This is a genomic window from Rhodococcus sp. NPDC059179, from assembly GCF_042754885.1.
GTDB lineage: Bacteria > Actinomycetota > Actinomycetes > Mycobacteriales > Mycobacteriaceae > Rhodococcus_G.
Genome location: NZ_JBHZBV010000001.1, coordinates 77155 through 101391, shown reverse-complemented (window position 1 = coordinate 101391; position 24237 = coordinate 77155). Strand labels below are relative to the sequence as shown.

Sequence of the window (24237 nt, the reverse complement as noted above, 5' to 3'; positions counted from 1 at the left end):
CGCTGGCGGCGCCCGCGCGGGGTCGGCTGGCATAGGCTCGTACCCGTGACCCGCGCCCGTTCGACCCGTGTCCTGGCCCTGCTGTTCGGTTTGGCGATGGTGGCCGGGTGCGGCAATTCGGCGCCCGAGGTGCAGCCATCGGCGGCCGAGGAGACGGTGTCGCAGGAGCCCGCCGCGCCCACCCCGTCCGGCACCCAGGTGGACGCGGCGCGAGACAAGGTCGCGGCCGCGTCCTGCGGGGCCGACTTCCTCGCCACGTTGACGCCGCGGCAGAAGCTGGCGCAGCTGCTCAACGTCGGCGTGACCGGCACCGCCGACGCGGTGGACGTGGTGCGGGCCGAGCAGATCGGCGGCATCTTCATCGGCAGCTGGACCGACGAGTCGATGCTGGCGGGCAAGCAGGTGCCGCAGGTGTCCGCGGTCGCGAAGGTGCCGCTGATGGTGAGCATCGACGAGGAGGGCGGCCGGGTGTCGCGGGTCGCGGACCTGCTCGGCGAGGATCCGCCTGCCCGCACGGTGGCCGCGACGATGACGCCCGAGCAGACCTACGAGATGGCACTGGAGCGGGGCCGGGGCCTCAAGGGCCTCGGTATCACCGTCAACTACGCCCCCGTCGTGGACGTCAGCAGCCAGCCCGCGGATTCCGTGATCGGGGACCGCTCGTTCAGCGACGACCCGGCGGTGGTCACCGAGTACGCAGGCGCCTACGCGCGCGGCATGCGCGACGCGGGCGTGCTGCCGGTGATCAAGCATTTCCCGGGACACGGTGCGGGGTCGGGTGATTCGCACACCGGTGCCGTCACCACGCCGCCGCTGGATCAGCTGCAGACCCGCGACCTGGTGCCGTATCGGACCCTGGTGACCACCGGGGTCGGGGCGATGGTCGGGCATCTCGAGGTGCCGGGGCTGACCGCGGCTGGGGTGCCCGCGAGCATCAGCCCGGCGGCGATGACGCTGCTGCGTACCGGGTCGGGCTACGGTGCGCCCGCCTTCGACGGACCGATCTTCACCGACGACCTGAGCGGCATGCGGGCGATCACCGACCGGATGGACACCCCGCAGGCGGTGGCGGCGGCGCTGACGGCAGGCGCGGACGTCGCGCTGTGGCTGACCACGGACGAGGTGCCCGAGGTGCTCGACCACCTCGAGTCGCTGGTGGCGTCGGGCAGCCTCGGTCAGCAGCAGGTGGACGCATCCGTGCTGCGGGTGGCGCGGGCCAAGGGCGTCGTCACCTGCTAGTTGCGTGCCGGCCGCCCAGGGCCGCTGGCAGGCACGCCGCGTGGGTCCGGCAGAATATTGGACACCTATCGATTTACTTACTCTAGAGTAAGATAAAGGGTCTTACCTCTGGAGGACACATGGCTGGCGGGACCAAGCGGCTCCCTCGGGCGGTTCGCGAGCAGCAGATGCTCGACGCCGCGGTCGAGGTGTTCTCCGTCAACGGTTTTCACGACACGTCGATGGACGCCATCGCCGCAGCCGCGCAGATCTCCAAGCCGATGCTGTACCTGTACTACGGCTCCAAGGAGGAGTTGTTCGCGGCGTGCATCCACCGCGAGGGCCTGCGTTTCGTCGAGGCGATCACGCCCGCTGGCGACCCGAACCTGTCCCCGCGCGAACAGTTGCGCGCCGCCCTGGTCGGGTTTCTCGGCTTCGTCGATCAGAACCGGTCGTCCTGGATGGTGCTGTACCGGCAGGCGATCGGTCAGCAGGCTTTCGCGGGCCAGGTTCGCGGTTCCCGCGACCGGCTGATCGAGCTCACCGCGAAGCTGCTCGAATCGAGCACGAAGGATCCCGACGAGGGGACCGACTTCTCCATCATGGCCGTGGCCCTGGTCGGTGCGGGCGAGGCCGTCGCGGACCGGATCGCCGGCGGGGAGATCGCCGTCGACGCCGCGGCCGATCTGCTCGAGAACCTGGCCTGGCGCGGGCTCGCGGGCAAGAAGCGCTGACGCGCCCGTGCGCGGTTGACGGGTCCAGAGACCCGTCAACCGCGCACAGGCGGCGGAGCCGCCTTTACCGCAGGGTCGCGGTCAGGTGCGGGTAGCCCTTCTTGGGGTGACGCATCGCCAGGTCCCAGCCGGTGCCGGTCGTGACCTCGTCGGCGTAGACGTTCACCGTCGCGGGCAGCACGATCGGCTTGCCGAACTTGACGGTGTAGGTGGCCGTGTCCGCGATCCGGCCCTCGACGGCGCCGAGCACCGCTGCGGCGCTCCACATCCCGTGCGCGATGGTGCGCGGGAACCCGAACGCCTTGGCTCCGAGCGAGGACACGTGGATCGGGTTGCGGTCGCCGGACACCGCGGCGTAGCGGCTGATGGTCGACTGATCGACCCGCAGCGTGCGCATCGGCGGCGGCGGCACCTCGTCCGCGTGTACCTGCTTCGGCTCCTTCGGTTCACCGGTCGGGTGCATCTTCAGGAAGGTGCTGACCTGCCGCCACACCAGCTCGCGGCCGACCGACACCTCGCTGACGAGGTCCACCTGGGTGCCCTTCGGGTGCCTGCGGAGGTTCTCCGCGCGCACCTTCAGATCCAGCGGCTCACTGACCGAGATCGGGCGCAGCTGCTCGATCACGTTCTCCGTGTGGACGGAACCGATTGCCGGGAAAGGGAACTCGGACGAGACCATCAGCTTCATCACGGTCGGGAAGACCAGCGTGAACGGGTAGGTGATCGGCAGGGTGTCGCCGAACCGCAGCCCGCACACCCGCGCGTACGCGGCGAGGTTGTCCGGGTCCACCCGCAGCCCCGCCAGGGCGAGGGTCTGCTTCGGCAGGCTGCGGCCGATGCCCGACTTGCCGACGACGGGCAGCGCGCCGAGCGCCGCGCGGGCGTAGATCTCGAGCGTCTTGGGCTGCTCCGTCAGTTGCACGAGACCTCCCTTCCGCGTGGACATCAGGCGCCGATCAGGGACTGGCCGCACACCCGCACGACCTGGCCGGTGACGGCGTTGGATGCGGGGCTGGCGAAGTACGCGACCAGTTCGGCGACGTCCACGGTCTGGCCGCCCTGCAGCAGCGAGCTCATCCGGCGTCCACCCTCACGGGTGACGAACGGGATGGCCGCGGTCATCGCGGTCTCGATGAAGCCGGGCGCGACGGCGTTGATGGTGATGTCCTTCTCGGCCAGCACCGGGGCGGTGGCCTGGACGAGGCCGATGACGCCCGCCTTGGAGGTGCCGTAATTGGTCTGGCCGCGGTTGCCCGCGATGCCCGCGATGGAGGACACGTCGACGACCCGTCCACCATTCTTCAGTGCACCCTTGGCGAGCAGGGTGTCGGTGATCCGCTGCGGGGCGAGCAGGTTCACGGCGATCACCATGTTCCAGCGGGCATCGTCCATGTTCGCGAGCGTCTTGTCGCGGGTGATACCCGCGTTGTGCACGATGATGTCGGCGCCGCCGTGCCGCTCGAGCAGGTGCGCGGCCAGCTTCTCGGCGGCGTCGTCCGCGGTGACGTCCAGGGCCAGCGCGGTGCCGCCGACCTTGTTCGCGGTCTCCGACAGCGCCTCGCCCGCGGCCGGGATGTCCGCGCACACCACGTGCGCGCCGTCGCGGGAGAGCACCTCGGCGATGGTCGCGCCGATGCCGCGGGCCGCGCCGGTGACGACCGCGACCTTGCCCTCGAGCGGCCGGTCCCAGGATGCCGGGGCCACGGAGTCGGCGGCGCCGACCCGGATGACCTGGCCGTCGACGAACGCCGACTTGGCGGAGAGCAGGAAGCGCAGGGTGGACTCGACACCGGACAGCCCGGCCGCGGCCTTCGGCGAGACGTAGACCAGCTGTGCGGTCGCGCCGCGCTTGACCTCCTTGCCGACGCTGCGGGTGAAGCCCTCGAGGGCGCGCTGGGCGATCTGCTCGTCGACGCCTGCGGCCTCCTCCGGGGTGGTGCCGAGGACCACGACGCGGGCGCTGGGTGCCAGGTTGCGGATCACCGGCTGGAAGAACTCGAAGAGCTGGACCAGCTCGGTGACCTGGCCGATGCCGGTGGCGTCGAAGACCAGCGCGCCGTACCTGTCGTCGTGCGGCTGCGCGAAGGTGTAATCGGAGAGCAGGTTCCGCAGTGGCTCGACCAGTCGGCCCTTGCCGCCGATCAGCACCGGCCCTGCCAGCGGGGGCTCGCCCGCCTTGTAGCGGCGCAGGTTCTCGGGCTGGGGGAGTCCGGCCTGCTTGGCGATGAACGCGCCCGGCGCGGACGAGAGGAACTGGGAGTAGAGGTCGGGAGCGCCCTTGCTGGCTGCCACGGTCCACCTTCTTTGTCGCTATCGGGCACCCGGATTTCGGGTGCGGTGTCGACATCTAACTTACTCTGGAGTAAGTTAGATGTCGAGGCAGGATCCCACATACATGGAGACCGACGTGACCACCAGAGCCCGAACCAGCAAGAAGCCGGCCGCCGCAGCCCCGAGCGCGGGTGGCAAGCAGCTTCGCCGCGTCGCCATCGTCGGCGGCAACCGCATCCCCTTCGCCCGTTCCGACAAGGCGTACGCGCAGGCATCGAACCAGGACATGTTCACCTCGACGCTCGACGGACTGGTGAGCCGCTTCAACCTGCAGGGTGAGCAGCTCGGCATGGTGGTCGGCGGCGCCGTGCTCAAGCACAGTCGCGACTTCAACCTGATGCGGGAGAGCGTCCTCGGCAGCTCGCTGAGCCCGTACACCCCTGCCTACGACCTGCAGCAGGCGTGCGGCACCGGCCTGCAGTCGATCATCGCGGTCGGCGACGCGATCGCCTCGGGCCGGATCGAGGCGGGCGTCGGCGGCGGCGTCGACACCACCTCCGACGCCCCGATCGGCGTCAACGACGCGATGCGGGAGTTCATGCTCTCGATCAACCGCGCCAAGACCACCGGTGACCGGATCAAGCTGCTGGGCAACGTGCGTCCCTCCATGCTTGGCCTCGAGATCCCGCGCAACGGCGAACCCCGCACCGGGATGTCGATGGGCGACCACGCGGCGATCACGGCCAAGGAGTTCGGCGTCCGGCGCGAGGACCAGGACGAGCTGGCCGCGGCCAGCCACCGCAACATGGCGGCCGCGTACGACCGCGGATTCTTCGACGACCTGGTGACCCCGTTCCTCGGGCTGACCCGCGACGACAACCTGCGGCCGGGCTCGACGGTGGAGAAGCTGGCCACCCTCAAGCCGGTGTTCGGCACCAAGCTGGGCGACGCGACGATGACCGCGGGCAATTCCACCCCGCTCACCGACGGCGCGTCCGCGGCCCTGCTGTCCACCGACGAGTGGGCCGCCGAGCGGAACCTGCCGGTGCTCGCGCACCTGGTCGACTCGGAGACCGCCTCGGTCGATTACGTGCACGGTGGTGACGGGCTGCTGATGGCGCCGACCTACGCGATCCCGCGCCTGCTGGCCCGCAACGGGCTGACCCTGCAGGACTTCGACTACTACGAGATCCACGAGGCGTTCGCCTCCGTGGTCCTGGCGACGCTGCAGGCCTTCGAGTCCGACGAGTACTGCAAGGAACGACTCGGCCTCGACGGCGCGCTCGGCTCCATCGACCGCAGCAAGCTCAATGTCAACGGCTCCTCGCTCGCCGCCGGACACCCGTTCGCGGCGACCGGCGGCCGGATTGTGGCCTCGCTGGCCAAGATGCTCGCGGAGAAGGGATCCGGTCGTGGCCTGATCTCGATCTGCGCGGCAGGCGGCCAGGGTGTCACCGCGATCATCGAGCGGTAGCCACCGGAACAACTTCGACGCACGGTCTCGGATCACGCTGATCCGAGACCGTGCGTCTTTCTTGTCCCCGTGAGAGTTGATCGCGCCCGCCTTGGAGGCGGCGATGGGGTGCCCGGTCTCGGATGTGTCACGGAACGGCGCTGGAATCCGCGGTGACGGGCCGCGAGGGCGGCTGTGGCGTCGCACACGAACCGGGCGCCTGGTATCGCCGCCGGAAGGTCGCGACGGCGTCGCGCGCACCGGTCGGGTGACGACGCAGGAAATGCCGCCGCCGCCCGTCGAACGGGCCAGGGGTAGTGGCCACCCGGGCCATCGATCCAGGGCGGCGCATTTGATCAATAATGTTGCAGCACAGCAATATTAGAGCAGTCTGCGGTGACTCGATGCGGTCGCATCGGGTGCGGGGTCCCGCCGTGGTGCCCGTGTCGGGGACGGCTGGGCTCAGGGGATCGCTTATATGCGACCGCGCCGTCGAAAGCGAGACCGACACGCCGACATCCTTATGTGATGCTCGTCTCTTTTGGTTGAAAAGCGGCGAACTGCGACGTTACCTGGTTGTGACCTTATTGCTGCGTGATGGTGACCCTGGCGGGACGGTGACGTCCTCTCGGTAACGCCCGCGGGCACCGGAGACCGAACCATCGTTCGGCCGAATCATGGAGCACGACCTTGTACGTTTCACGTTCGCGCCATCTCGGGGCCGCCCTCGCTGCCGCAACACTGATAGCCGCAGGGGCCGCCGTCATCGGACCTGGTGGTTCCGTCGCCGCCGCCCCCGTGCCTGCCGGGTTCTACGGTCCCCTCGCCCCGTCTGCGCCCCCGCGGGCTGAGGCTTCGCCTGCGGTGGAGCAGGGTCCCGCCGACCAGGAAGCCGTGGCCGAGCCCGCGCCGCAGCCGCCTGCCCCGGCGCCTGCCGCGGTCACCCCCGACGAGCTGGCACGCATCGTGCCAGGCATGCCCGCGGAGAAGGTCGCCGAGTACGTCGCACCACTGAACGCGGCGATGGAGCGCGGCGGAATCGACAACCCCGTACGCCAGGCGGCGTTCATCGCGCAGCTCGCCGTCGAATCCGACTCGTTCCGGACGTTCGAGGAGTATGCATCCGGCCGCGCCTACGAGGGTCGGGCTGACCTCGGAAACACCCAGGCGGGCGACGGTGAGCGCTACAAGGGTCGCGGCGCCATCCAGATCACCGGCCGCTACAACTACGAGAGCCTGAGCCAGTTCACGGGCGTCGACTTCGTCGCGCACCCCGAGCTCGTCGAGGCGCCGGAGAACGCGTTCACCACCGCCGTCTGGTACTGGCAGTCGAGGAGCCTCAACCAGGTCGCCGACTCCGCGGGGATCGTCCGGGTGTCCGAGCTTGTCAACGGTGGTCATCACGCCTTGGAGCGGCGGGTTGCGGACTTCCAGCGTGGCCTGGACGTTCTGATCCGCCCGTAGCGACCGCCGGTCGACCCTTGTGAACCGGCAGTTCCCGAATGATGGGACGACTCCGAGACATTCTGGAACCGATTTGTAACGCGTCCCGTAGGTCGGCACGATAGCCGTGTAGTCCCGCGTTGCAGCCTGACCCCCGACCCGGTTGCAATGCGGGACTACCTGTATCTGCGGTCGGGTACTGGTTGGACGTCCGACCAACAATTTTCGCGAAAGTTGACGTGCTGCTGAGCGATTCGTGGTAACGCGCCCTCGGTGTCCGGCGATGACCAGGCATGGAATCCGTACAGGTTCGAGACGCGGCGCGTCGGTGTCAGGTAAGTCCCCGCACTCGGCCGGGCACGGTGCTCGCGTTCCCCATTCGCGGCGATGATGCGGAAACGCGCGAACCGGTCGGACCTCCCGTTGTCCGGCCGCCCGTTCGGGATGAAGACGATTGGTATTGGCGCTACCACGCGGTGGCCGCACACCTGCACACCGATCGTTCCGCCGAGTCGGAAACGCGACTGCAGTCCTAGCAGGCAGGGACTACGAATCGGCACCCCCACGAGGGCCGCGTTAGGCTGAACCCCGGAGACCAGGCGGTTGGCCCAGCGGCAATTCGGTAGGAGGGGCCAGGGTGACGGACGGTAACGGCGGGATCGGTAGGCATGCGAACGGGCATGACGTACCCCCGACCGAAGAGGGCGGGCAGGTGCCCGGCCATGCCGTCGGCGACGCCGATGGTGCCCAGACGGTCCGCGTAGTCCACGACCAGGATGCGGAATCCGACGCACCGACCACGCGAATCGAGCGCCCAGCTCAGGCCCAGGTAGACGGGGCCGCCACGCCCCCGACCCCGCCCGTCCCGCCGTCCGGTCCCGCGTCACCGCCGCCCGCGTCACCGCCACCCTCGCCGCCGACGCCACCCTCGCCGCCGACAGCGCCCGTGTCGCCGCAGCCCGGATCGCCGGGCCGATCCCCGCTCGTCAAGATCGCGATCGGTGCCGCGGCGCTGGCCGCGGCCGGGCTCGTAGCGTACGGGGCGGACTACGTTCTGGCAGGCGATTCGGTCCCGCGCGGAGTCACGGTCGCAGGCGTCGACATCGGCGGGCTGAGCACCACCGACGCGGAGGCGAAGCTGCGAGCGCAGATCGGGCCACGGGCCGAGCGGCCCGTCGCGGTGCGGGCGGGCGAGGTGCAGGCCGAGATCGTGCCGAGCGAGGCGGGCGTCGCCGTCGACTGGTCCGCCACGCTGGACCGGGCCGGGTCGCAACCGCTGAACCCGATCACCAGGGTGGCCTCGCTGTTCTCCGAGCGTGAGATCGGTGTCGTCTCCACCGCCGATCCGGTGAAGCTGACCGAGGCGATCGACGGGCTCCGGATGCAGACCGACCGCGCGCCGCTCGAGGGCAATGTGGTGTTCGAGGGGGCGACGCCGATCGCGGTCACCCCCCGGCAGGGCCAGACTCTCGACGGACCGGCCGCGGAGACCGCCTTCGCCGAGAACTGGGCGAATATCGACGGTGTTGAGCTGCCGGTGAGCGTCGTGGCCGTCTCCGTCGGCCAGGACGGCGTGGACCGGGCGATGTCCGAGGTCGCGACGCCTGCGGTGGCGACGGATCTCGTGGTGACCGGCCGGGACGGTAAGTCAGCTGTGCTGCGCCGGGAGCAGGTGGGCGGCGTGCTCACCTTCGCCCCCGACGGGAATGGCGGACTCGCTCCCCACTACAACGTCGACGCGGCGATCGGGCTGCTGGCGCCGCAACTCGTCGGCACCGAGGTTCAGCCCAAGGACGCGTCGTTCAGCTTGGCCGGCGGCGCCCCGACCGTGGTGCCCGCGGTGACCGGCGACGTGATCGAGTGGCGCAAGACCCTCGAGCAGTTGCCCGCGCTGCTGGCGGAGACGGGCCCGCGCACCACGGCGGCGGTCTACGAACAGAAACCGCCCGCGCTCACCACGGCGGCCGCGGACAAGCTCGGGATCCGCGAGGTCATCGGCGAGTTCACCAGCGGCGGTTTCGAGTACGCGTCCGGGGTCAACATCCGTCTGGCGGCGAGCGAGATCAACGGTGCGCTGGTCAAGCCGGGGGAGACGTTCTCCCTCAACGGACACACCGGCCCGCGTGGGTCGGCGGAGGGATACGTCGAGTCCGGCGTGATCAACAACGGCCGTCCCGCGAAGGCCGTCGGCGGCGGCATCAGCCAGCTCGCCACGACGCTCTACAACGCCTCGTACTTCGCGGGCATGGAAGATGCGGGCCACACCGAGCACAGCTACTACATCTCCCGGTACCCCGCGGCCAGGGAGGCGACCGTGTTCGAGGGCGCCATCGATCTGGAGTTCACGAACACCTCGCCGACCGGCGTGCTGATCCAGGCCGTCGGGACCGGCTCCGACGTGACGGTGCGGCTGTGGGGCACCAAGACCGTGGACGTGGAATCGATCCCGGGGGAGCGGTACGCCCCCACCGACCCGAACACGGTGACCCTGCCCAAGGGGGAGGGCTGTATCGCCTCCAGCGGCGCGAAGGGCTTCACCACCAGCGACACCAGGGTGATCACCGATCACGTCACGGGGCAGGAGATCTCGCGCAAGACCCGGACGGTCAAGTACGACCCGGTGCCCATCGTCAAGTGTGAATAGCGGACCAGGCGTCCACCGCCGTCGGCTCACTCCGAATGGGTGATCCGTCCGATCGGCGGGCGCTCGCCGCCGAGTAGTCGGCGGTGCGCGTCCTCCAACTGTCGATCGGCGCGGGCGTCGACCCACCGCTGCCCGCCGGGCAGTCGCGAGATGCCGCGGTGCTTGACCGTGTTCGCGACCATCCGCCACAGCGGGTACCAGGGCGGCCGCATCGGCACCCCGAGCGCGATCACCCCCGCGGGGCCGAGCAGCGTGGTGGCCAGGCTCAGTCCGCGCTCGTAGTCATAGGTGCGGCGGATCCGCTGGAAGTTCTTGTGGCGGATCAGCTTCGGTGAGTCGATCAGTGACTTCGCGAGGGCGAGGCTGTTCGCGTCCGCGGCCGGTGACGCGGTCCCGATGTGATAGATCATCCGCCGGCCCGCGGCCTCCGTGAACGGCAGCCAACGCTCGTCCACGCCCATCAGCCAGCCGACGTAGCACCACAGGTGCATGGCGGCGTCGGCGTCCCGCTCGGAGTACCGGACGCCGAGCACGCGGGTGTGGATCAGGAAGGTGGTCGAGAACAGCCCGAGGGTGCCCGCCTGGTCGAACTGGTTGATCGGCAGGCCGAGTCGGTCGCTGCGCCAGGCCGGGTCTTGTTCGTGCTGGTAGTTGAGGAACGCGTGCATCGCTCGCACGTGCACGGTGAGTTTCCAGCCCTCACCGCCCCGATCGAGCCCACCCGGTGCGGTGACGGCGCGCCACCACACGCTGGTCTCGGACACTCGTCGGAGCGCCTGTTCGCCGGTGAGTTTGCCCGACGCCATCAGGACCGGAAGCGGCCCCGAGTTGTTGTAGCCGCCCAGCAGTGAGCCGTAGCCCAGGACCAGCGACGCGTCCAGTCCCGCGCGCCGCAGCACCCGCGCCCCGTGCGCCAGCTTCTGCTCGTCCAGCCAGTCGGGGGTCCGGGACAGCGTCGCGAAGAACTCCCGCAACGGTTCCGGTGCATCGGGCATCGAGTCGATGCCGCGTTCGAGGGCCTCGCGGAACATCGGCATGGACACGGCGTGGTCCTCGCGGACCGCCCGGACGAGCGCGTCGCCCGGCTCGTCGCGCTCCATCAGCGCCCGGCCGAGTCGGTCCCGCTCCTCGTAGGTGGGATCCGGCGCCGCGCCGAGGAACAGTCGCAGGGGTGCCGCCACCCGGCCCGCGGAGATCGGATCCCGCATGAACCGTTCCGGGACGGCCGATCGAGTGTTCGTCACAAGGCTAAACATGCAGGATGACAACGCCTGTTGTCAATGGCTGCACGAGTGACGCCTTCCGGTGGGTGGGACGGGCGCCGACCTGGCGAGGCCGAGCGATCAGGCTGCCCTCATGAAGTTCTCCCTAGCCGTTGCCATGGTCCCTCTGGATCAGCTGCTGCCGCTGGCGCAGACCGCTGAGCAGTGCGGCTTCGCCGCCGTCAACCTGCCGGACTCGCTGTTCTTCATGGAGAAGGCGGCCGTCGACTACCCGTACACCGCCGACGGAGCGCGGATGTGGAACGAGGAGTCGCCTTTCGTCGATCCGCTCATCGCGGCCGCGGCGATGGGTGCGGTGACCGAGACCATCGCGTTCCGCACCAACGTGCTCAAACTGGGCTCCCGCAACCCGTTGCTGCTGGCCCGGCAGATCGGGTCGGTCGCGAACCTCACCGGGGGCCGCTTCGAACTCGGCGTCGGCGTCGGATGGGCGCCGGAGGAATTCGAATGGTGCGGCGTGCCGTACCGGCGTCGCGGCGCCCGCGTCGACGAGATGATCGACGTCATCACGGCGGTGCTCGCCGGCGGGATGGTCGAATATCACGGCGAGTTCTTCGACTTCGACCGACTGCAGATCAGCCCCGCACCCACCCGTCGGGTCCCGATCTACGTCGGCGGTCACACCAACGCGGCACTATCGCGGGCAGCCCGCGTCGGCGACGGCTGGACGTCCGCGCTGATGGCCTTCGACGAACTCGTCAAGACGATCACGCGATTGGGCGAACTGCGCGCCGAGTACGGCACCGACGACCGGCCCTTCGAGATCCAGGCGTCCGGTGTCGCGACCCACGACTACACGGAGTTGGCCGCGGTGGGGGTCACCGACGTGAGCGTGATGCCCTGGGCGATGCGCCGCCTGCCGATGGACTGCCCGCTCGAGGCGAAGCAGGACGCGGTGCGGGAGTTCGCGGCGCAGCACATACACATCGACGTGCGCCGGACGTGACGGAAACGGCACTGCCGCGCACCGAAGGGTCGGTGCGCGGCAGTGCCGTTGTGGTCTCTGGGTTGCTACCCGAAGCGCTTAGAACGCGGCTTCGTCGAGCTCCATGATGTCGTTGTCGGTGTTCGCGATGATGCCGCGGCTCGCGGTCAGCTCGGGCAGCACGTTCTTCGCGAAGAAGGACGCGGTGGCGATCTTGCCCTCGTAGAACGCCTTGTCCTTGTCGGCGGCACCGGCATCGAGCGCCTTGATGGCGATCTCGGCCTGCTCCAGCAGGCGCCAGCCGATGAGCAGGTCGCCGACCGACATCAGGAACCGCACGGAGCTGAGGCCGACCTTGTACAGCTCGGTGGTCTGCTCCTGCGCGCCCATCAGGAACCCGGTCAGGGTCGCGGCCATCGTCTGGACGTCCTCGAGTGCGGTGGCGAGCAGCGCGCGCTCCGACTTGAGGCGGTTGTCCGCGTCCTCACGCTCGAGGAACTTCTTGACCTCGCCGGCCACGTGGGCCAGCGCGACGCCACGGTCGCGGGCGATCTTGCGGAAGAAGAAGTCCTGCGCCTGGATCGCGGTGGTGCCCTCGTACAGCGAGTCGATCTTCGCGTCGCGGATGTACTGCTCGATCGGGTAGTCCTGCAGGAAGCCCGAGCCGCCGAGGGTCTGGAGGCTGTCCGTCAGGTACTGGTAAGCCCGCTCGGAACCGACGCCCTTGACGATCGGGAGCAGCAGGTCGTTGACGCGGAACGCCACGTCCTTGTCGGCGCCGGAGACCAGCTTGGCGGTCACCTCGTCCTGGTGTGCGGCGGTGTAGAGGTACACCGAGCGCAGGCCCTCCGCGTACGCCTTCTGCATCGCGAGGGCGCGACGGACGTCCGGGTGGTGGGTGATGGTGACGCGGGGCGCCGCCTTGTCGGTCATCTGGGTCAGGTCGGCACCCTGGACGCGCTCCTTGGCATAGGCCAGCGCGTTGAGGTAGCCGGTCGAGAGGGTGGAGATCGCCTTGGTGCCGACCATCATGCGGGCGTGCTCGATGACGTCGAACATCTGCGCGATGCCGTTGTGCACCTCGCCGACCAGCCAGCCCTTCGCGGGGATGCCGTGGCCGCCGAAGGTGAGCTCACAGGTGGCGGAGGCCTTGAGGCCCATCTTGTGCTCGACGCCGGTGACGAAGACGCCGTTGCGCTCGCCCATCTCGTTCGTCTCGAAGTCGAAGTGGGTGTTCGGCACGAAGAACAGGCTCAGGCCCTTGGTGCCCGGTCCTGCGCCCTCGGGGCGGGCCAGGACCAGGTGGAAGGTGTTCTCGAACAGGTCGTCGGAGACGGCGGACGTGATGAACCGCTTGACGCCCTCGATGTGCCAGGTGCCGTCGTCCTGCTTGATCGCCTTGGTGCGGCCTGCGCCGACGTCGGAGCCGGCATCCGGCTCGGTGAGCACCATGGTGGCGCCCCAGCCGCGCTCGACGCAGACCTCGGCCCACTTCTTCTGCTCGTCGGTGCCGTTCTCGAACAGCACGCCCGCGAAGGACGGGCCCGCGGCGTACATGAAGGCGGCAGGCTGCGCGCCGAGCAGCATCTCGGCGATGGACCAGACGAGGACGCGGGGCGCGGGGACGCCGCCGATCTCCTCCTGCAGGCCCATCCGGTACCACTCGCCGTCGTACATGGCCTTGAAGGACGCCTTGAAGGAGTCGGGGAGCGCCAGCGTGTGGGTCTCGGGATCGAAGACGGGCGGGTTGCGGTCCGCGTCGGCGAAGGACTCGCCCAGCGGGCCCTCGGCCAGCTTGGCGACCTCGGCGAGCATGGTGCGGATCGTGTCCGCGTCCAGGTCGCCCCAGGCGCCCTCGCTCAGCGGCTTCTCCAGACCGAGTACCTCGAAGAGGTTGAACTCCAGGTCACGGACGTTGCTCTTGTAATGGCCCATGTCTTCTTACTCTCCCGTTAGCTACTCGTCGGTAACTTAGCCGATGTTACTCGGGATTCAGTTAGCTGCCAAGAGGGGGCCGCATTCCGACCACCAGGGCGTCGATCGCGGTGCCCGCCTCGGTGTGTCGGTGTCGCCTCTCCGCGACGGTCGGGATCACCGTGTCGCCGAGCTCATCGACCAACTCTGTTGGGGTGTAGAGGATCTCGATATCCTGTGGCCCGCCGACGCCCTCGGCGACGTTGGTTGCGTCGTGTCCGAGGATCAGCAGCGTGCCGCCGGGCCGGAGCGCGGCCGCGGCCCGGCGCAGCAGTTTCGGCCGCTCGTTCCGGGAAAGATGCAGGTAAACGACGAGAACCAGGTCATAATCCTGCGGGAATTCGATCTCCGTCACATCGCCCCGCCCCCACCGGAGTCGTTCGCGGACCGACCGCGGCAGCGGGGCGGCGGCCCTCGCCGCCTTCTCGAGCGCCACCGAGGAGAAGTCCACCGCGGTGACCTGCCAGCCACGGGTGGCCAGCCACAACGCATTTCGGCCCTCTCCGCATGCGAGGTCAAGGGCCCGGCCGGCGGGGAGCGAGGTCGCGAACTCCATCACCACGGCGTTGGCGGGCGCACCCCACACCAGCTCGGTGCCCGCGTACTTGACGTCCCAGTCGTGTGCGTCCATTGCTGTGACGCTATCCGTCGGAGTGTGACCGGCGGCGGTGGACATCAGCGATGGAGCGTGGTGCGCATCAACAGCACGTTGTAGTTGGAATGCACGGTGGTGAGGAAGTACAGGTCGGGTCCGGCGGACCAGGGGTGGATGTACGCGCCGTAGGCGGTGGGCAGCTCGCGGGCTTCGAGCAGCACCTCGGGCGGGCCCCAGGGGCCGGTGGGCGACGGCGAGCGCCGCATCACGACCGAGTTGAAGTTGTCGGTGGTGAGCATCAGGTACTGGCCGAGGAACTGGTTGTACTGCACCGACAGCTCGGCGACGCCACCGAACACGATGGGTGCGGCCACGTTCGGGTCGCCCCTCTTCCATTCGTGGCCGTTCCAGTACTCGTAGGCGCCGAGGTCGCGGATCTGCCTCTCCGGCACCCGGGCCAGGTGGACGAGTCCGCCGCGGCCCGGCGGGGTGCCGTACTGGTAGACGAAGCCGCCGTCCTTCACGAAGGCGCTCATCTGGAAGTTCCGGTTGCCCGCGGTGGCGGGGCGGTTCGTCTCGGGGGCGACGGTCCAGTTCTCCCCATTGTCGGTGGAGACGGCGAGCTCGGAGAAGTTGGTGTCCCACTTGCCCGGCTCGCCCCAGTTCTTCACCGACATCAACGACATGTACTGCACGCCGTCCACCGCCACGCCCGCGGTGGGGATGCGGCTGATCTCCACGAACGGGATCTTCGGGCTGGGGATCAGTTCCTTGGCCTGGCCGAGGAAGTCGCGCGGTGAGCTGTCAAAGGTCATGCCGTCGGCGAGATTTCGATCCGCGCTGCGGAACAGGGTGCTGCTCCGCCAGGACCAGAGGCTGCCGTTGAGCAGGTTGGGGATGCCGAGTCCGGCCGAATCGCCGAAGGCGGTGAGGATCTCGCCGTTGCCGTTGTCCCACATGATGCCGAGGTCGGTGCCGAGGACATTGGCGTCCTGGGTTCGATTCGGGCTGAGGAGCCCGGTCGCCTGCGCGACGGCCGAGGTTCGTCCGTTCAGGACGGGCAATCCGTTTGTCCCGTTGAGTCCCGGAATCGGGTTCACGGTGTTCGGATCTGCCGCAGCGGGACCGGCGAGCAGGAGCAGTGCCGCCGCCCCGATTGCAGACGCCTGAACGATTCTCTTGGAAGCTCCCACGATCACACCACCCCATCGACGTTTACCGCGACTGTTGGACCATGAAACGGGCCTACCTGAGGCGCGAGCCACGAAGCACACGCCGTTGTCGATCGTAGTAAGGGCATGACCGGATTGCAGGGATTCACGGGGATACGCTGTATTCATGTTGCCGGTGGTCGATTTCGGCGAACTGAACAGCGCCAGGGGGCGGCTGGGGTTGCGCAGGGCGACGCACGAGGTCGGTTTCTTCTACCTGACCGGGCACGGGGTGCCGAGGGTGCTGATCGACGAGGTCCTCGATGTCGCCCGGAGGTTCTTCGCGTTGCCGGTCGAGGAGAAGATGTCGATCGAGATGCTCGGCAGCCCGCATTTCCGGGGCTACACCCGGCTCGGCGGTGAGCTCACCGAGGGGCGAACCGACTGGCGGGAACAGATCGACATCGGGCCCGAGCGCGAGGCGATCCCCGACGCCGCCGGCTATTGGAACCTGCAGGGGCCGAACCGCTGGCCGCGGGCACTGCCCGAACTGCGAGAGACGATCATCCGCTGGGACGCCGAACTGTCGCGGCTGGGTCTCGAACTGCTGCGTGAGTGGGCCGTCTCGCTGGGGGCGCGGGCCGACGTGTTCGATCCGGCGTTCGCGACGGACCCGGCGACCCTGATCAAGGTGGTGCGTTACCCCGGCCGTCGCGTCGGGGACGGAACGGAGCCGGGGAGCGATCAGGGCGTCGGCGCGCACAAGGACGCGGGCGTGCTGACCCTGCTGCTGGTCGAGCCCGGGTCGCGCGGGTTGCAGGTGGAGGGGCTCGGCGGCGGCTGGATCGACGCGCTGCCGCTGCCGGGCGCGTTCATCGTCAACATCGGCGAGCTGCTCGAGGTGGCCACGGCCGGATACCTGCGCGCGACCAGGCATCGGGTGCTCGCGCCGCCGGGCTCGCCGGACCGGATCTCGGTGCCGTACTTCTTCAACCCGGCGCTGGATGCGGTGGTGCCGGTGCTGACGCTGCCCGCGGATCTGGCCGCCCGGGCGCGCGGGGTCAGCGCCGACCCGGGCAACCCCATCTTCGACACCTACGGCGCGAACGCGTGGAAGAGCCGGGTGCGGGCGCACCCGGACGTCGCGGCGCGCTGGCGGTATAGCAGCTGACCGGCCGCCGGTGTGTCGTTGTGTACTACATCACCCTTGTGGACTGGATCACCGTCCAGTTTGTCCGCGCGCTACGGTGTCGAGTGAGGAGAGTTCGTGGGTTTCGCCCGAGAGCATCCGAAGCGAAACTTGAACTAGAGGAGATAGACCATGGGTGCAGTGATCGCGAACTCCACCGAGATCCGCAACACCGCCATGCTGGGGCTCGGTGTGCACCGGCCGGAGCGGGTGGTGACGAACGAGGAGATCTGCCAGTCGATCGACTCGACCGACGAGTGGATCCAGTCGCGTACGGGTATCAAGGAGCGGCGATTCGCCAAGGCCCACCCGGAGGAGTCCGTACTCGATATGTCGGTGTCCGCGGCGCGCGCCGCGCTGGCGGCGTCGGGCGTGGAGCCCGCGGAGCTGGACGTGGTCATCCTGGCGACGTCCACGTACCCCATCCAGACGCCGCAGGGCGCCGCGATCCTCGCTGACATGCTGGGCGCGGGCGGGCCGGCGGCCTTCGACGTCGCCGCGGGTTGCGCGGGCTTCTGCTACGCCGTCGGGGTGGCCTCGGACCTGGTCAGGGCCGGCACCGCGAACAAGGTGCTCGTGGTCGGCGTGGACCGCATGACCGACTCGACCGAGCCCACCGACCGGTCCGTGCGGGCCATCTTCGGCGACGGCGCGGGCGCCGTGGTCATCGGCGTGTCCGACGAGGTCGGCATCAGCTCGACGGTGTGGGGCTCGGACGGCGCGCAGGGACGCTCGATCCGTCAGGAGCCGGACTGGGTCGACTTTGCGCAGAACCCGGCGCAGAAGCGGCCCTGGATCATCATGGAGGGTACCGCCGTCTTCCGATGGGCTGCCTTCGAGATGGGCAAGATCGCCAAGACGGTCCTTGACCGGGCAGGCGTGCGGATCGACCAGCTCGACGCGTTCGTGCCGCACCAGGCGAACCTGCGCATCAACGACGTCATCGTCCGGTCGATCGACCTGCCCGAGGGCGTCCCGGTCGCCGACGACATCATCGAGACCGGCAACACGTCGGCGGCGTCGATCCCGCTCGCCATGGAGAAGATGCTGCGCACCGGCCAGGTCCAGCCCGGCGCGACCGCGCTGCTGCTCGGATTCGGTGCAGGCCTGTCCTACGCGGGCCAGGTCGTCAAGATGCCGGTGCTGGCAGAGAGCTGACCGGGCGCGGGGCGCGTCCCGCATCCGGCCGAAGGGGCATCCCCGCGTGATTCGCGCGAGGGTGCCCCTTCGTCATGTCCTGGGTCAGTCGGTCGACTGTGCACAAACTCCGCCGCCCACTCGACGTTTGCGACGGCAACTGCACGCTCGGCGGGCGGGGAGCCCGTGAACCCAGACGAAACAGCGGGTGCGTCACCGGAGTGACGCACCCGCCGTTGGTCGTGCGGTGGGGTCAGGAGCCGAAGATGCTGCCCGCCGAACCGCTACCCCCGCCGGGGGTGCCGACGGCGGTCACGTTGACCACATGCGCGTCGGAGGTGGAGCTCAGGAAGCCGGGCGCGCCGCTGTAGACAGCGGTGATGCCGTGCGCGCCGACCGAGCCGAACGCGTGCGACAGCGTCGCCGTGCCGTTCGCCACCGGCACCGGGGCGCCGACCGCGGTGAGCCCGTCGAAGAACTGCACGGTGCCGCCTGCCTGGCTGGGCGCGACGGTGGCGGTGAGCGCCACGGCCTGGTTCTGGGTGGCCGGGGTCGGGGCGTTCAGCGTGGTGGTGGTGGTCGCCTCGTTCGGCGCCGGAACGGTGACCGTGACGGTCTTGGCCGCTGCCGTCGAGGGGGCGGAACCCGGCGCGCCGCTGAAGGACGCGGTGATCGAGTGGCTGCCCGCGGAGTCGAAGGTGTGCGCCAAGGTGGCGACACCACCCGCGACGGTCACCGGTGCGCCGATCGGGGCGCCGCCGTCCATGAACTGCACCGTGCCGCCGTTCGGCGCGGGCGCGACCGTCGCGGCGAGGCCGACGGACACCCCGGTCTTCGCGTGGCTGGGCGTGGTCAGCACCGTGGTGGTGTCGACGGTGGCCACGCTGACCTCGACCGCATGCGGCGCCGAGGTCGAGGGCGCGAAGCCCGGTACGCCGCTGTAGACCGCGGTGATGGCGTGCGCGCCCGCTGAGGCGAAGGTGTGGCTCAGGGTGGCGGTGGCGCCGCTGAGCGTGACCGGCCCGCCGATGTTGTCGTCGCCGTCCTTGAACTGGACGGTGCCGCCGGTGGGAGCCGGGCTGACGGTGGCCGTGAGATCAACGGGCGCACCGGTGTTCGCGGTGGCGGGCGCGGCGACGGCCGTGCTGGTCGTCGCGTTCGGCGGCGCGGTCACGTTGATCGTGGCCAGCGGGCCGCCGCCTGCGTTGAGCGGGACGGCGCTGCCGGGGTCGGTGCCGTTCTTCGGCACGCACCGGGTGGCGGACCAGTAGGACACCGAGAACACCGGGTCCTTCTCGCGGACCAGGGACGTGAAGAAGTTCTCGTCGGCCTTGTAGTTCGCTGCCGTCCCTGTGGTGCGAACCTTCGGGGTGACCACGGATCCGGCGGGGCCTGCCACGGCGGTCACCTCGATCGCAGGCAGTTGGTACGAGGTGTCGCCGGAGCCGGCGGCATTCACGACGATGCCGCCCTCGGCGCCGTCGTTGGTCGATGGGCCGTTGCCGACGGTCTCGTTGTTGCCGGACAGGCGCAGGATCGTGCCGGTCGCCGACGGGCTGCCGTTCTCCGCGACCCGGGTGACCGTCGGCGCCGCGCCGCTGAGGCCAACTCCGGTTCCGGAAACCACGGTGGCCGAGACGAACCCGGCGGGGATCTCGTAGTCGAACTTGATCCGGGACACGCTCGAGCGGATGCGGAGGTTCTCTCCGTTGCGCGGCAGTGTCATCGTCGCCGGCTGCAGCCGGTACGTGAAGGTCTCGCCGGTGACGACGCTGGCGGGCGCCTCGACGGTGACGCCGGTGCCGATGGACTTGTGGGTGTTGTCCAGCAGGCTCTTGAACTTGCCCCAGCACGCGGCGTCGAAGCCGGTGGTGGTGGGTGCCGCGGAGACGGGTGCCGCCAATAGCAGTGCGCCCGCGGTCAATCCGACGGCCGCGAGGGCCGCCGCGCCGCGGCGCAGGGGGGTGGGGTACATCAAAACAACTCCTGAGGGGTGGGGCTGAGGGGCGGGATCAGGAACCGAACGGGCTACCGGCGGAGCCGGCGCCTCCGGGGTTCCCGGCGGCCGAGGCCGTCACCGCGAGCGGGGCGGACGTGGAGGAGACGAAGCCGGGGGCCCCGCTGTACACGGCGGTGATGCTGTGCTCGCCCGCCGTCGTGAAGGTGTGCGGCAGGATCGCGGTCCCGTTGACCACCGTCACCGGCGCGCCGATCGTGGTGGTGCCGTCCATGAACTGGACGGTGCCGCCTGCCGGGGACGGGGTGACCGTCGCGGACAGGTCAACCGTCTGGTTGAGCGTGGCGGTGTCGAGCGCGGTCACCTTGGTCACCGTGGCGATGTCGGTCGGCGCCGGGGCGCCCAGTTCGATGGTCTGCGAGGCCGACTGCGAGCTCAGGAATCCGGCGCTGCCGGAGTAGGACGCGCTGATGTTGTGGTGCCCGGTGGCGGAGAAGGTGTGTGCCAGCGTGGCCACGCCGCCGACGACATCGACCGGGGCGCCGATCGGGGTGTTGTCCGCCTTGAACTGCACGGTTCCGCCGGAGGGGGCGGGCGCGACGGTTGCGGACAGGCCGACCGCGGAACCGGTGGTTGCGGTGGCCGGAACGGTCAGCGTGATGGCGGTGGCGACGTCGACGGGGGCCGGGCCCTGGACGTCGACCGACGTGGCCGCGGAGGTGGAGCCGGCGAAGCCGGTCGCGCCGCTGTAGACCGCGGTGATGGAGTGGGCGCCCGCGGTCGCGAAGGTGTGGCTGCGGATGGCGGTGCCGCCCGCGAGGGCGACCGGTGCGCCGATGTTGGTGTCGCCGTCCTTGAACTGGACGGTGCCGCCGGTCGGGGCAGGGGCCACCGAGGCGGACAGCTCGACGGCTGTGCCGGTGGTCGCGGCGGCGGGTGCGGTCAGGGTGGTGGCGGTGGCCACGGCGGGCGCGACGACGTTGACGGTGGCCAGCGGGCCGCCGCCTGCGTTGAGTGCTCCGCCGCTGCTGTCCTTGGGCACGCAGCGGGTGGGCGCCCACACGGTGCCGACGACCGGGGCGCTGGCCTTGGCGAGGGAGGTGCTGTAGTTCTCGTCGCTGTTGTAGCTCGCGGCGCCACCGCTCACCCGCAGCTTCGGGGTGATGGTGCCCGCGGAGCCGGCGACCACGGTGACGTCGACGGCGGGCAGCTGGAAGACGCTGTTGCCGCCCGTGTTGGTGGTGCCGTCCAGGTTCTTCTTCAACTTGGGGGCGGTTGTGCCGCCCTCGCTGCCGCCGCTGCTGGTCGGGCTGTTGCCGATCACCTCGTTGTTGCCGGACAGGCGCAGGATCGGACCGTTCGCGTCGACGCTGCCCGCGGTGCCGACCCGCAGCACGTTGGGAGCGATGCCCCCGAGGTTCGCTCCGGTGCCCGCGACGACCGCGGCGGAGACGTAGGTCGAGTTCGCGGGGATCTCGAAGTCGAACTTCAGCCGTGACAGTCCTGCGGTGGTGCCGCCCGACTGGGAATCCGGGTAGGAGCCGGGGCCGGGCTGGATCCGGTAGGTGAACGTCTCGCCTGGCGCGACGGTCGCGGGCGCGGTGACGGTGGCGGAAGCCGCGGCCGTCTGGTGCTGCGGGCCGGCGAACTTGGACGGCGTGGCCTGGCAGGCGGTCTGGAAGTTGACGGTGCCTGCGTGCGCGGGTCCGCCGATGAGGGCGAGTCCGGCGGTCAGGGCGAGGACGCCGACGGGCGCCACCGAGCGGCGCAGGATGGATCTAGGCATGGGTGACCGGGTCTTTCGGAGAGGGTGAAGAGGTCAAAGTTCCGAGAAGTAGACCACGGCTTAGCGACTAACGTTACGAGAATGAATCAAATTACTGGACGCTTGTTCACTGCCTTTGGGCGTGGGGTCTGCACTGGCCAGGCCGATTTCTGCGACCCGGACACACAAAAGGGCGCCCCCGTAATCGGGGACGCCCTTCAGGGTCTGTCGGGTCGCGCCGTGCGGCGCGTGCCCGGAGACTAAGTCGCTTTAGACGGTGCGAACGCCGGTGGCCTGCGGGCCCTTCTGGCCCTGGCCGATCTCGAACTCCACGCGCTGGCCCTCGTCGAGGGACTTGAAGCCGCTGCCCTGGATCTCGGAGTAGTGAACGAACACGTCGGGTCCGTCACCGTCCTGCTCGATGAAGCCGAAACCCTTTTCGCCGTTGAACCACTTCACGGTGCCCTGTGCCACGTTATTACTCCTGTTACTGCGAGCCGGATCCTCAGGTCGAGAACCCTGGTCTCAGCGTAAGGATGCCACCTCGATGCCGCTGCGTCCACAGTGGGCTGTACTTTGTGGGGTTCTGGGCGCTCCTAATGGGGCACCGGGCGCCTGCTCCCCACGAACTCCAGTGCCTCCCGGGCCAGCGAGAGCCACGTCCGATCGTCGTCGGCGGTGACCGTCAGCCATTCCTTCATCGGCCTGCCCTTGCCTGCGTCGAATGTCCCGCCCATACCGCTCCCGACCAGGGCCTCGACCCGGACCCGGGGCAGCTTCACGACGAGCCGACCGCCGGTGAGCATGGCGAAGATCGAGCCGTTGACCTTGAGTGCGCCCGATCCGAAACCCCGCCGGGTGCACTGTTCGGGCACCGTCACGCCCGCGAGGCCGGCGAACTCGTCGACCAGCGCGGTGAAGCGCTCTTCGGGGTCCACGGTTCAATTCGACCGCGTTCTCGGGCCGGGCGCAACCCACCGGGAAGATCGCCGAATCGAGTAGTCGGGTACTCGTGTGATCTCGGTCCCGCGTCGGGAGACTGAGTGGTGGGCCCGCGTGATCCAGGGTCGTTCCACGCCGGAGAACGCCATGAGAGATGTAGTCGTGTTGCTGCCGGGCATCGGTGGTTCCGTCCTCGCCCGCGACGGCAAGGATCTGTGGGCGCCGTCGCTGGGGACCGCGTTGCGAGGGGTGCTGTCGCTGGGCGACAGCATCAAGCGGCTGCAGCTCGACGGGGACGATGCGGACGTCGACGACCTCGGCGACGGCGTGGTCGCCACCCGGCTGGTGCCGGACTTCCACCTGGTCCCGGGGCTGGACTGGAAGATCGACGGTTACACGAAGTTCCGCCGCGCCCTCATCGATCGGGTCGGGGTGGTGCCGGGCGAGAACTACTTCGAGCTTCCCTACGATTGGCGTCGCGACAACCGCGTCGCGGCCCGCAAGCTGCAGCGGTCGGCGGACGGGTGGCTGCGGCTGTGGCGGGAGAAGTCCGGAAACGCCGAAGCCAAGCTCGTCCTGGTGTGTCACTCGATGGGCGGGATCGTCGCCCGTCTCTACCTGGAACTGCTCGGCGGCTGGCGTGAGACCCGCACGCTCATCACCTTCGGTACCCCGTACTCGGGTTCTGTCAACGCGCTCGACTTCCTCGTCAACGGCTTCCGTAAGGGTTGGGGCCCGTTCAGCCTCGACCTGACGGCCCTGATCCGGTCGTTCACCTCCGCATACCAGCTGCTGCCGTCGTACCGGTGCCTCGAGGGACCCGGCGACTCCTGGCTGGGCCTCGACGATCTTGCCGACGATGCCTGGGCGGGCACCGGGCTGGACGTCGACCGAATGCGGGCCGCCGTCGACCTGCACAGGCAGCTCCGCGCCCAGGTCGATCAGCGACGCCAGGCCGGTGACGAGGGATACGGCATCCGGCCGGTCATCGGCGACTTCCAGGACACCCTGTGGGCGGCGCGGTTGGTGGGGGACAAGATCGAGACGCTGACCAAACGCGCGCCGGGCGAGCGCGGGGGAGACGGCACCGTGCCGACGCTGTCGGCCACCCCGCACGAGCTGATGGACGGATGGCGCAACGCCGCCTTCTTCAGCCAAAAGCACGCCTCGCTGCAGAACGACGACCCCGTCCTCGATCACGTCGGCGGCACGCTGCGCACGCCCGATCTGGAGCCGCCCGACGTCTTCCCCGCAGAGAACGAATCGGTGTCGCTCGACGTCGACGACGTCACCACCGAGGAACCGCTGGTGATCAACGCGCGAACCGACGCTCCGGATGCAGCGCTCGTCGCGACGGTGCAGCCGGTGGCGGGCGGAGAAGGCCTCGAGCGGACGCTCTCCCCCTCGGGCGACGGCTGGCACCGGGCCACGCTCGAGGGACTGGCGCCGCAGGACTACCGGGTGACGGTGCGCGCGCCGGGGGTGCACGCGGTGACCGACGTGGCGAGCGTCGTCGACCTCGGCGACCTGGCCCGGGCGGCGAACCGGTAGGAGCC

The 24237-nt window shown here is 69.5% G+C and carries 19 protein-coding genes; 9 read left to right on the top strand and 10 right to left on the bottom strand.

The annotated features are described in order from the left end of the window. Positions 1 to 96 precede the first annotated feature (96 nt). Together ACFXMV_RS00430 and ACFXMV_RS00425 are read left to right on the top strand one after the other, a co-directional pair. Positions 97 to 1239 carry a glycoside hydrolase family 3 N-terminal domain-containing protein gene (locus ACFXMV_RS00430; RefSeq protein ID WP_378499544.1) on the top strand — a complete coding sequence of 381 codons (1143 nt, stop codon included), beginning with the start codon at positions 97 to 99 and terminating at the stop codon, positions 1237 to 1239. A 119-nt stretch (positions 1240 to 1358) separates the two neighbouring features. Next, positions 1359 to 1952, top strand: a complete 594-nt coding sequence (locus ACFXMV_RS00425) for a TetR/AcrR family transcriptional regulator (protein WP_378499538.1) — start codon at positions 1359 to 1361, stop codon at positions 1950 to 1952. A 64-nt stretch (positions 1953 to 2016) separates the two neighbouring features. Here the strand turns inward: ACFXMV_RS00425 and ACFXMV_RS00420 are convergent, their stop codons facing one another. Beyond that, the gene (locus tag ACFXMV_RS00420) at positions 2017 to 2898 is read right to left on the bottom strand and encodes a MaoC/PaaZ C-terminal domain-containing protein (protein WP_378500991.1); all 882 of its coding nucleotides are present in this window, start codon (positions 2896 to 2898) and stop codon (positions 2017 to 2019) included. After that, positions 2898 to 4244: a 3-oxoacyl-ACP reductase gene (locus tag ACFXMV_RS00415; RefSeq protein WP_378500990.1), complete on the bottom strand. Its 1347-nt coding sequence runs from the start codon at positions 4242 to 4244 to the stop codon at positions 2898 to 2900. Before ACFXMV_RS00415 ends, ACFXMV_RS00420 begins: the two co-directional genes overlap by 1 nt. Before the next feature lie 115 nt (positions 4245 to 4359). Between ACFXMV_RS00415 and ACFXMV_RS00410 the strand changes: the two genes are divergently transcribed. From ACFXMV_RS00410 to ACFXMV_RS00400, 3 genes are all read left to right on the top strand, one after another. Further along, positions 4360 to 5697 carry an acetyl-CoA C-acetyltransferase gene (locus tag ACFXMV_RS00410; protein WP_378500989.1) on the top strand — a complete coding sequence of 446 codons (1338 nt, stop codon included), beginning with the start codon at positions 4360 to 4362 and terminating at the stop codon, positions 5695 to 5697. 843 nt (positions 5698 to 6540) lie between these two features. Beyond that, positions 6541 to 7140: a glycoside hydrolase family 19 protein gene (locus ACFXMV_RS00405; RefSeq protein WP_378500988.1), complete on the top strand. Its 600-nt coding sequence runs from the start codon at positions 6541 to 6543 to the stop codon at positions 7138 to 7140. 616 nt (positions 7141 to 7756) lie between these two features. Beyond that, a complete protein-coding gene (locus tag ACFXMV_RS00400; protein ID WP_378502720.1) occupies positions 7757 to 9763 on the top strand; it encodes a VanW family protein in 2007 nt (668 codons plus the stop codon). Between the two features lie 26 nt (positions 9764 to 9789). On the opposite strand, the gene ACFXMV_RS00395 is transcribed toward ACFXMV_RS00400, so the two are convergent. Next, complete coding sequence (locus ACFXMV_RS00395; RefSeq protein ID WP_378502721.1) at positions 9790 to 11007, bottom strand: oxygenase MpaB family protein; 1218 nt, start codon at positions 11005 to 11007, stop codon at positions 9790 to 9792. A gap of 112 nt (positions 11008 to 11119) precedes the next feature. Here ACFXMV_RS00395 and ACFXMV_RS00390 point away from each other — a divergent pair, with 112 nt between their 5' ends. Further along, positions 11120 to 11992, top strand: a complete 873-nt coding sequence (locus tag ACFXMV_RS00390) for a TIGR03619 family F420-dependent LLM class oxidoreductase (protein ID WP_378499843.1) — start codon at positions 11120 to 11122, stop codon at positions 11990 to 11992. 78 nt (positions 11993 to 12070) lie between these two features. On the opposite strand, the gene ACFXMV_RS00385 is transcribed toward ACFXMV_RS00390, so the two are convergent. The 3 genes from ACFXMV_RS00385 to ACFXMV_RS00375 all read right to left on the bottom strand — a co-directional run bounded on the left by ACFXMV_RS00385 (position 12071) and on the right by ACFXMV_RS00375 (position 15733). Further along, positions 12071 to 13906 carry an acyl-CoA dehydrogenase gene (locus ACFXMV_RS00385; protein WP_378502209.1) on the bottom strand — a complete coding sequence of 612 codons (1836 nt, stop codon included), beginning with the start codon at positions 13904 to 13906 and terminating at the stop codon, positions 12071 to 12073. Between the two features lie 61 nt (positions 13907 to 13967). Beyond that, positions 13968 to 14576 (bottom strand): class I SAM-dependent methyltransferase, encoded by a 609-nt coding sequence (locus tag ACFXMV_RS00380; protein WP_378502722.1) that lies wholly within the window; start codon positions 14574 to 14576, stop codon positions 13968 to 13970. Positions 14577 to 14620: 44 nt separating this feature from the next. Next, positions 14621 to 15733: a DUF4185 domain-containing protein gene (locus tag ACFXMV_RS00375; RefSeq protein WP_378501668.1), complete on the bottom strand. Its 1113-nt coding sequence runs from the start codon at positions 15731 to 15733 to the stop codon at positions 14621 to 14623. Between the two features lie 145 nt (positions 15734 to 15878). Here ACFXMV_RS00375 and ACFXMV_RS00370 point away from each other — a divergent pair, with 145 nt between their 5' ends. Both ACFXMV_RS00370 and ACFXMV_RS00365 read left to right on the top strand, forming a co-directional pair. After that, positions 15879 to 16862: an isopenicillin N synthase family dioxygenase gene (locus ACFXMV_RS00370; protein ID WP_378501669.1), complete on the top strand. Its 984-nt coding sequence runs from the start codon at positions 15879 to 15881 to the stop codon at positions 16860 to 16862. Between the two features lie 150 nt (positions 16863 to 17012). After that, on the top strand, positions 17013 to 18038 hold the full coding sequence (locus tag ACFXMV_RS00365; RefSeq protein WP_378501670.1) for a beta-ketoacyl-ACP synthase III: 1026 nt from the start codon (positions 17013 to 17015) through the stop codon (positions 18036 to 18038). Positions 18039 to 18270: 232 nt separating this feature from the next. Here the strand turns inward: ACFXMV_RS00365 and ACFXMV_RS00360 are convergent, their stop codons facing one another. The 4 genes from ACFXMV_RS00360 to ACFXMV_RS00345 all read right to left on the bottom strand — a co-directional run bounded on the left by ACFXMV_RS00360 (position 18271) and on the right by ACFXMV_RS00345 (position 22677). Beyond that, positions 18271 to 19992, bottom strand: a complete 1722-nt coding sequence (locus ACFXMV_RS00360; protein WP_378500056.1) for an Ig-like domain-containing protein — start codon at positions 19990 to 19992, stop codon at positions 18271 to 18273. A gap of 37 nt (positions 19993 to 20029) precedes the next feature. After that, positions 20030 to 21760: an Ig-like domain repeat protein gene (locus ACFXMV_RS00355; RefSeq protein ID WP_378500057.1), complete on the bottom strand. Its 1731-nt coding sequence runs from the start codon at positions 21758 to 21760 to the stop codon at positions 20030 to 20032. Between the two features lie 249 nt (positions 21761 to 22009). Next, the gene (locus ACFXMV_RS00350) at positions 22010 to 22213 is read right to left on the bottom strand and encodes a cold-shock protein (protein ID WP_027502787.1); all 204 of its coding nucleotides are present in this window, start codon (positions 22211 to 22213) and stop codon (positions 22010 to 22012) included. 122 nt (positions 22214 to 22335) lie between these two features. Further along, positions 22336 to 22677 (bottom strand): hypothetical protein, encoded by a 342-nt coding sequence (locus tag ACFXMV_RS00345; RefSeq protein WP_378500058.1) that lies wholly within the window; start codon positions 22675 to 22677, stop codon positions 22336 to 22338. 151 nt (positions 22678 to 22828) lie between these two features. Here ACFXMV_RS00345 and ACFXMV_RS00340 point away from each other — a divergent pair, with 151 nt between their 5' ends. Beyond that, on the top strand, positions 22829 to 24232 hold the full coding sequence (locus ACFXMV_RS00340) for a hypothetical protein (protein ID WP_378502723.1): 1404 nt from the start codon (positions 22829 to 22831) through the stop codon (positions 24230 to 24232). The last annotated feature ends 5 nt before the right edge of the window (positions 24233 to 24237 follow it).

Bases quoted from the DNA above. Each gene is read 5' to 3' on its own strand.
- ACFXMV_RS00430 (WP_378499544.1), top strand. From the start codon at position 97: ATGGTGGCCGGGTGCGGCAATTCGGCGCCCGAGGTGCAGCCATCGGCG.
- ACFXMV_RS00425 (WP_378499538.1), top strand. From the start codon at position 1,359: ATGGCTGGCGGGACCAAGCGGCTCCCTCGGGCGGTTCGCGAGCAGCAG.
- ACFXMV_RS00420 (WP_378500991.1), bottom strand. From the start codon at position 2,898: ATGTCCACGCGGAAGGGAGGTCTCGTGCAACTGACGGAGCAGCCCAAG.
- ACFXMV_RS00390 (WP_378499843.1), top strand. From the start codon at position 11,120: ATGAAGTTCTCCCTAGCCGTTGCCATGGTCCCTCTGGATCAGCTGCTG.
- ACFXMV_RS00385 (WP_378502209.1), bottom strand. From the start codon at position 13,906: ATGGGCCATTACAAGAGCAACGTCCGTGACCTGGAGTTCAACCTCTTC.
- ACFXMV_RS00380 (WP_378502722.1), bottom strand. From the start codon at position 14,576: ATGGACGCACACGACTGGGACGTCAAGTACGCGGGCACCGAGCTGGTG.
- ACFXMV_RS00370 (WP_378501669.1), top strand. From the start codon at position 15,879: ATGTTGCCGGTGGTCGATTTCGGCGAACTGAACAGCGCCAGGGGGCGG.
- ACFXMV_RS00365 (WP_378501670.1), top strand. From the start codon at position 17,013: ATGGGTGCAGTGATCGCGAACTCCACCGAGATCCGCAACACCGCCATG.
- ACFXMV_RS00360 (WP_378500056.1), bottom strand. From the start codon at position 19,992: ATGTACCCCACCCCCCTGCGCCGCGGCGCGGCGGCCCTCGCGGCCGTC.
- ACFXMV_RS00355 (WP_378500057.1), bottom strand. From the start codon at position 21,760: ATGCCTAGATCCATCCTGCGCCGCTCGGTGGCGCCCGTCGGCGTCCTC.
- ACFXMV_RS00340 (WP_378502723.1), top strand. From the start codon at position 22,829: ATGAGAGATGTAGTCGTGTTGCTGCCGGGCATCGGTGGTTCCGTCCTC.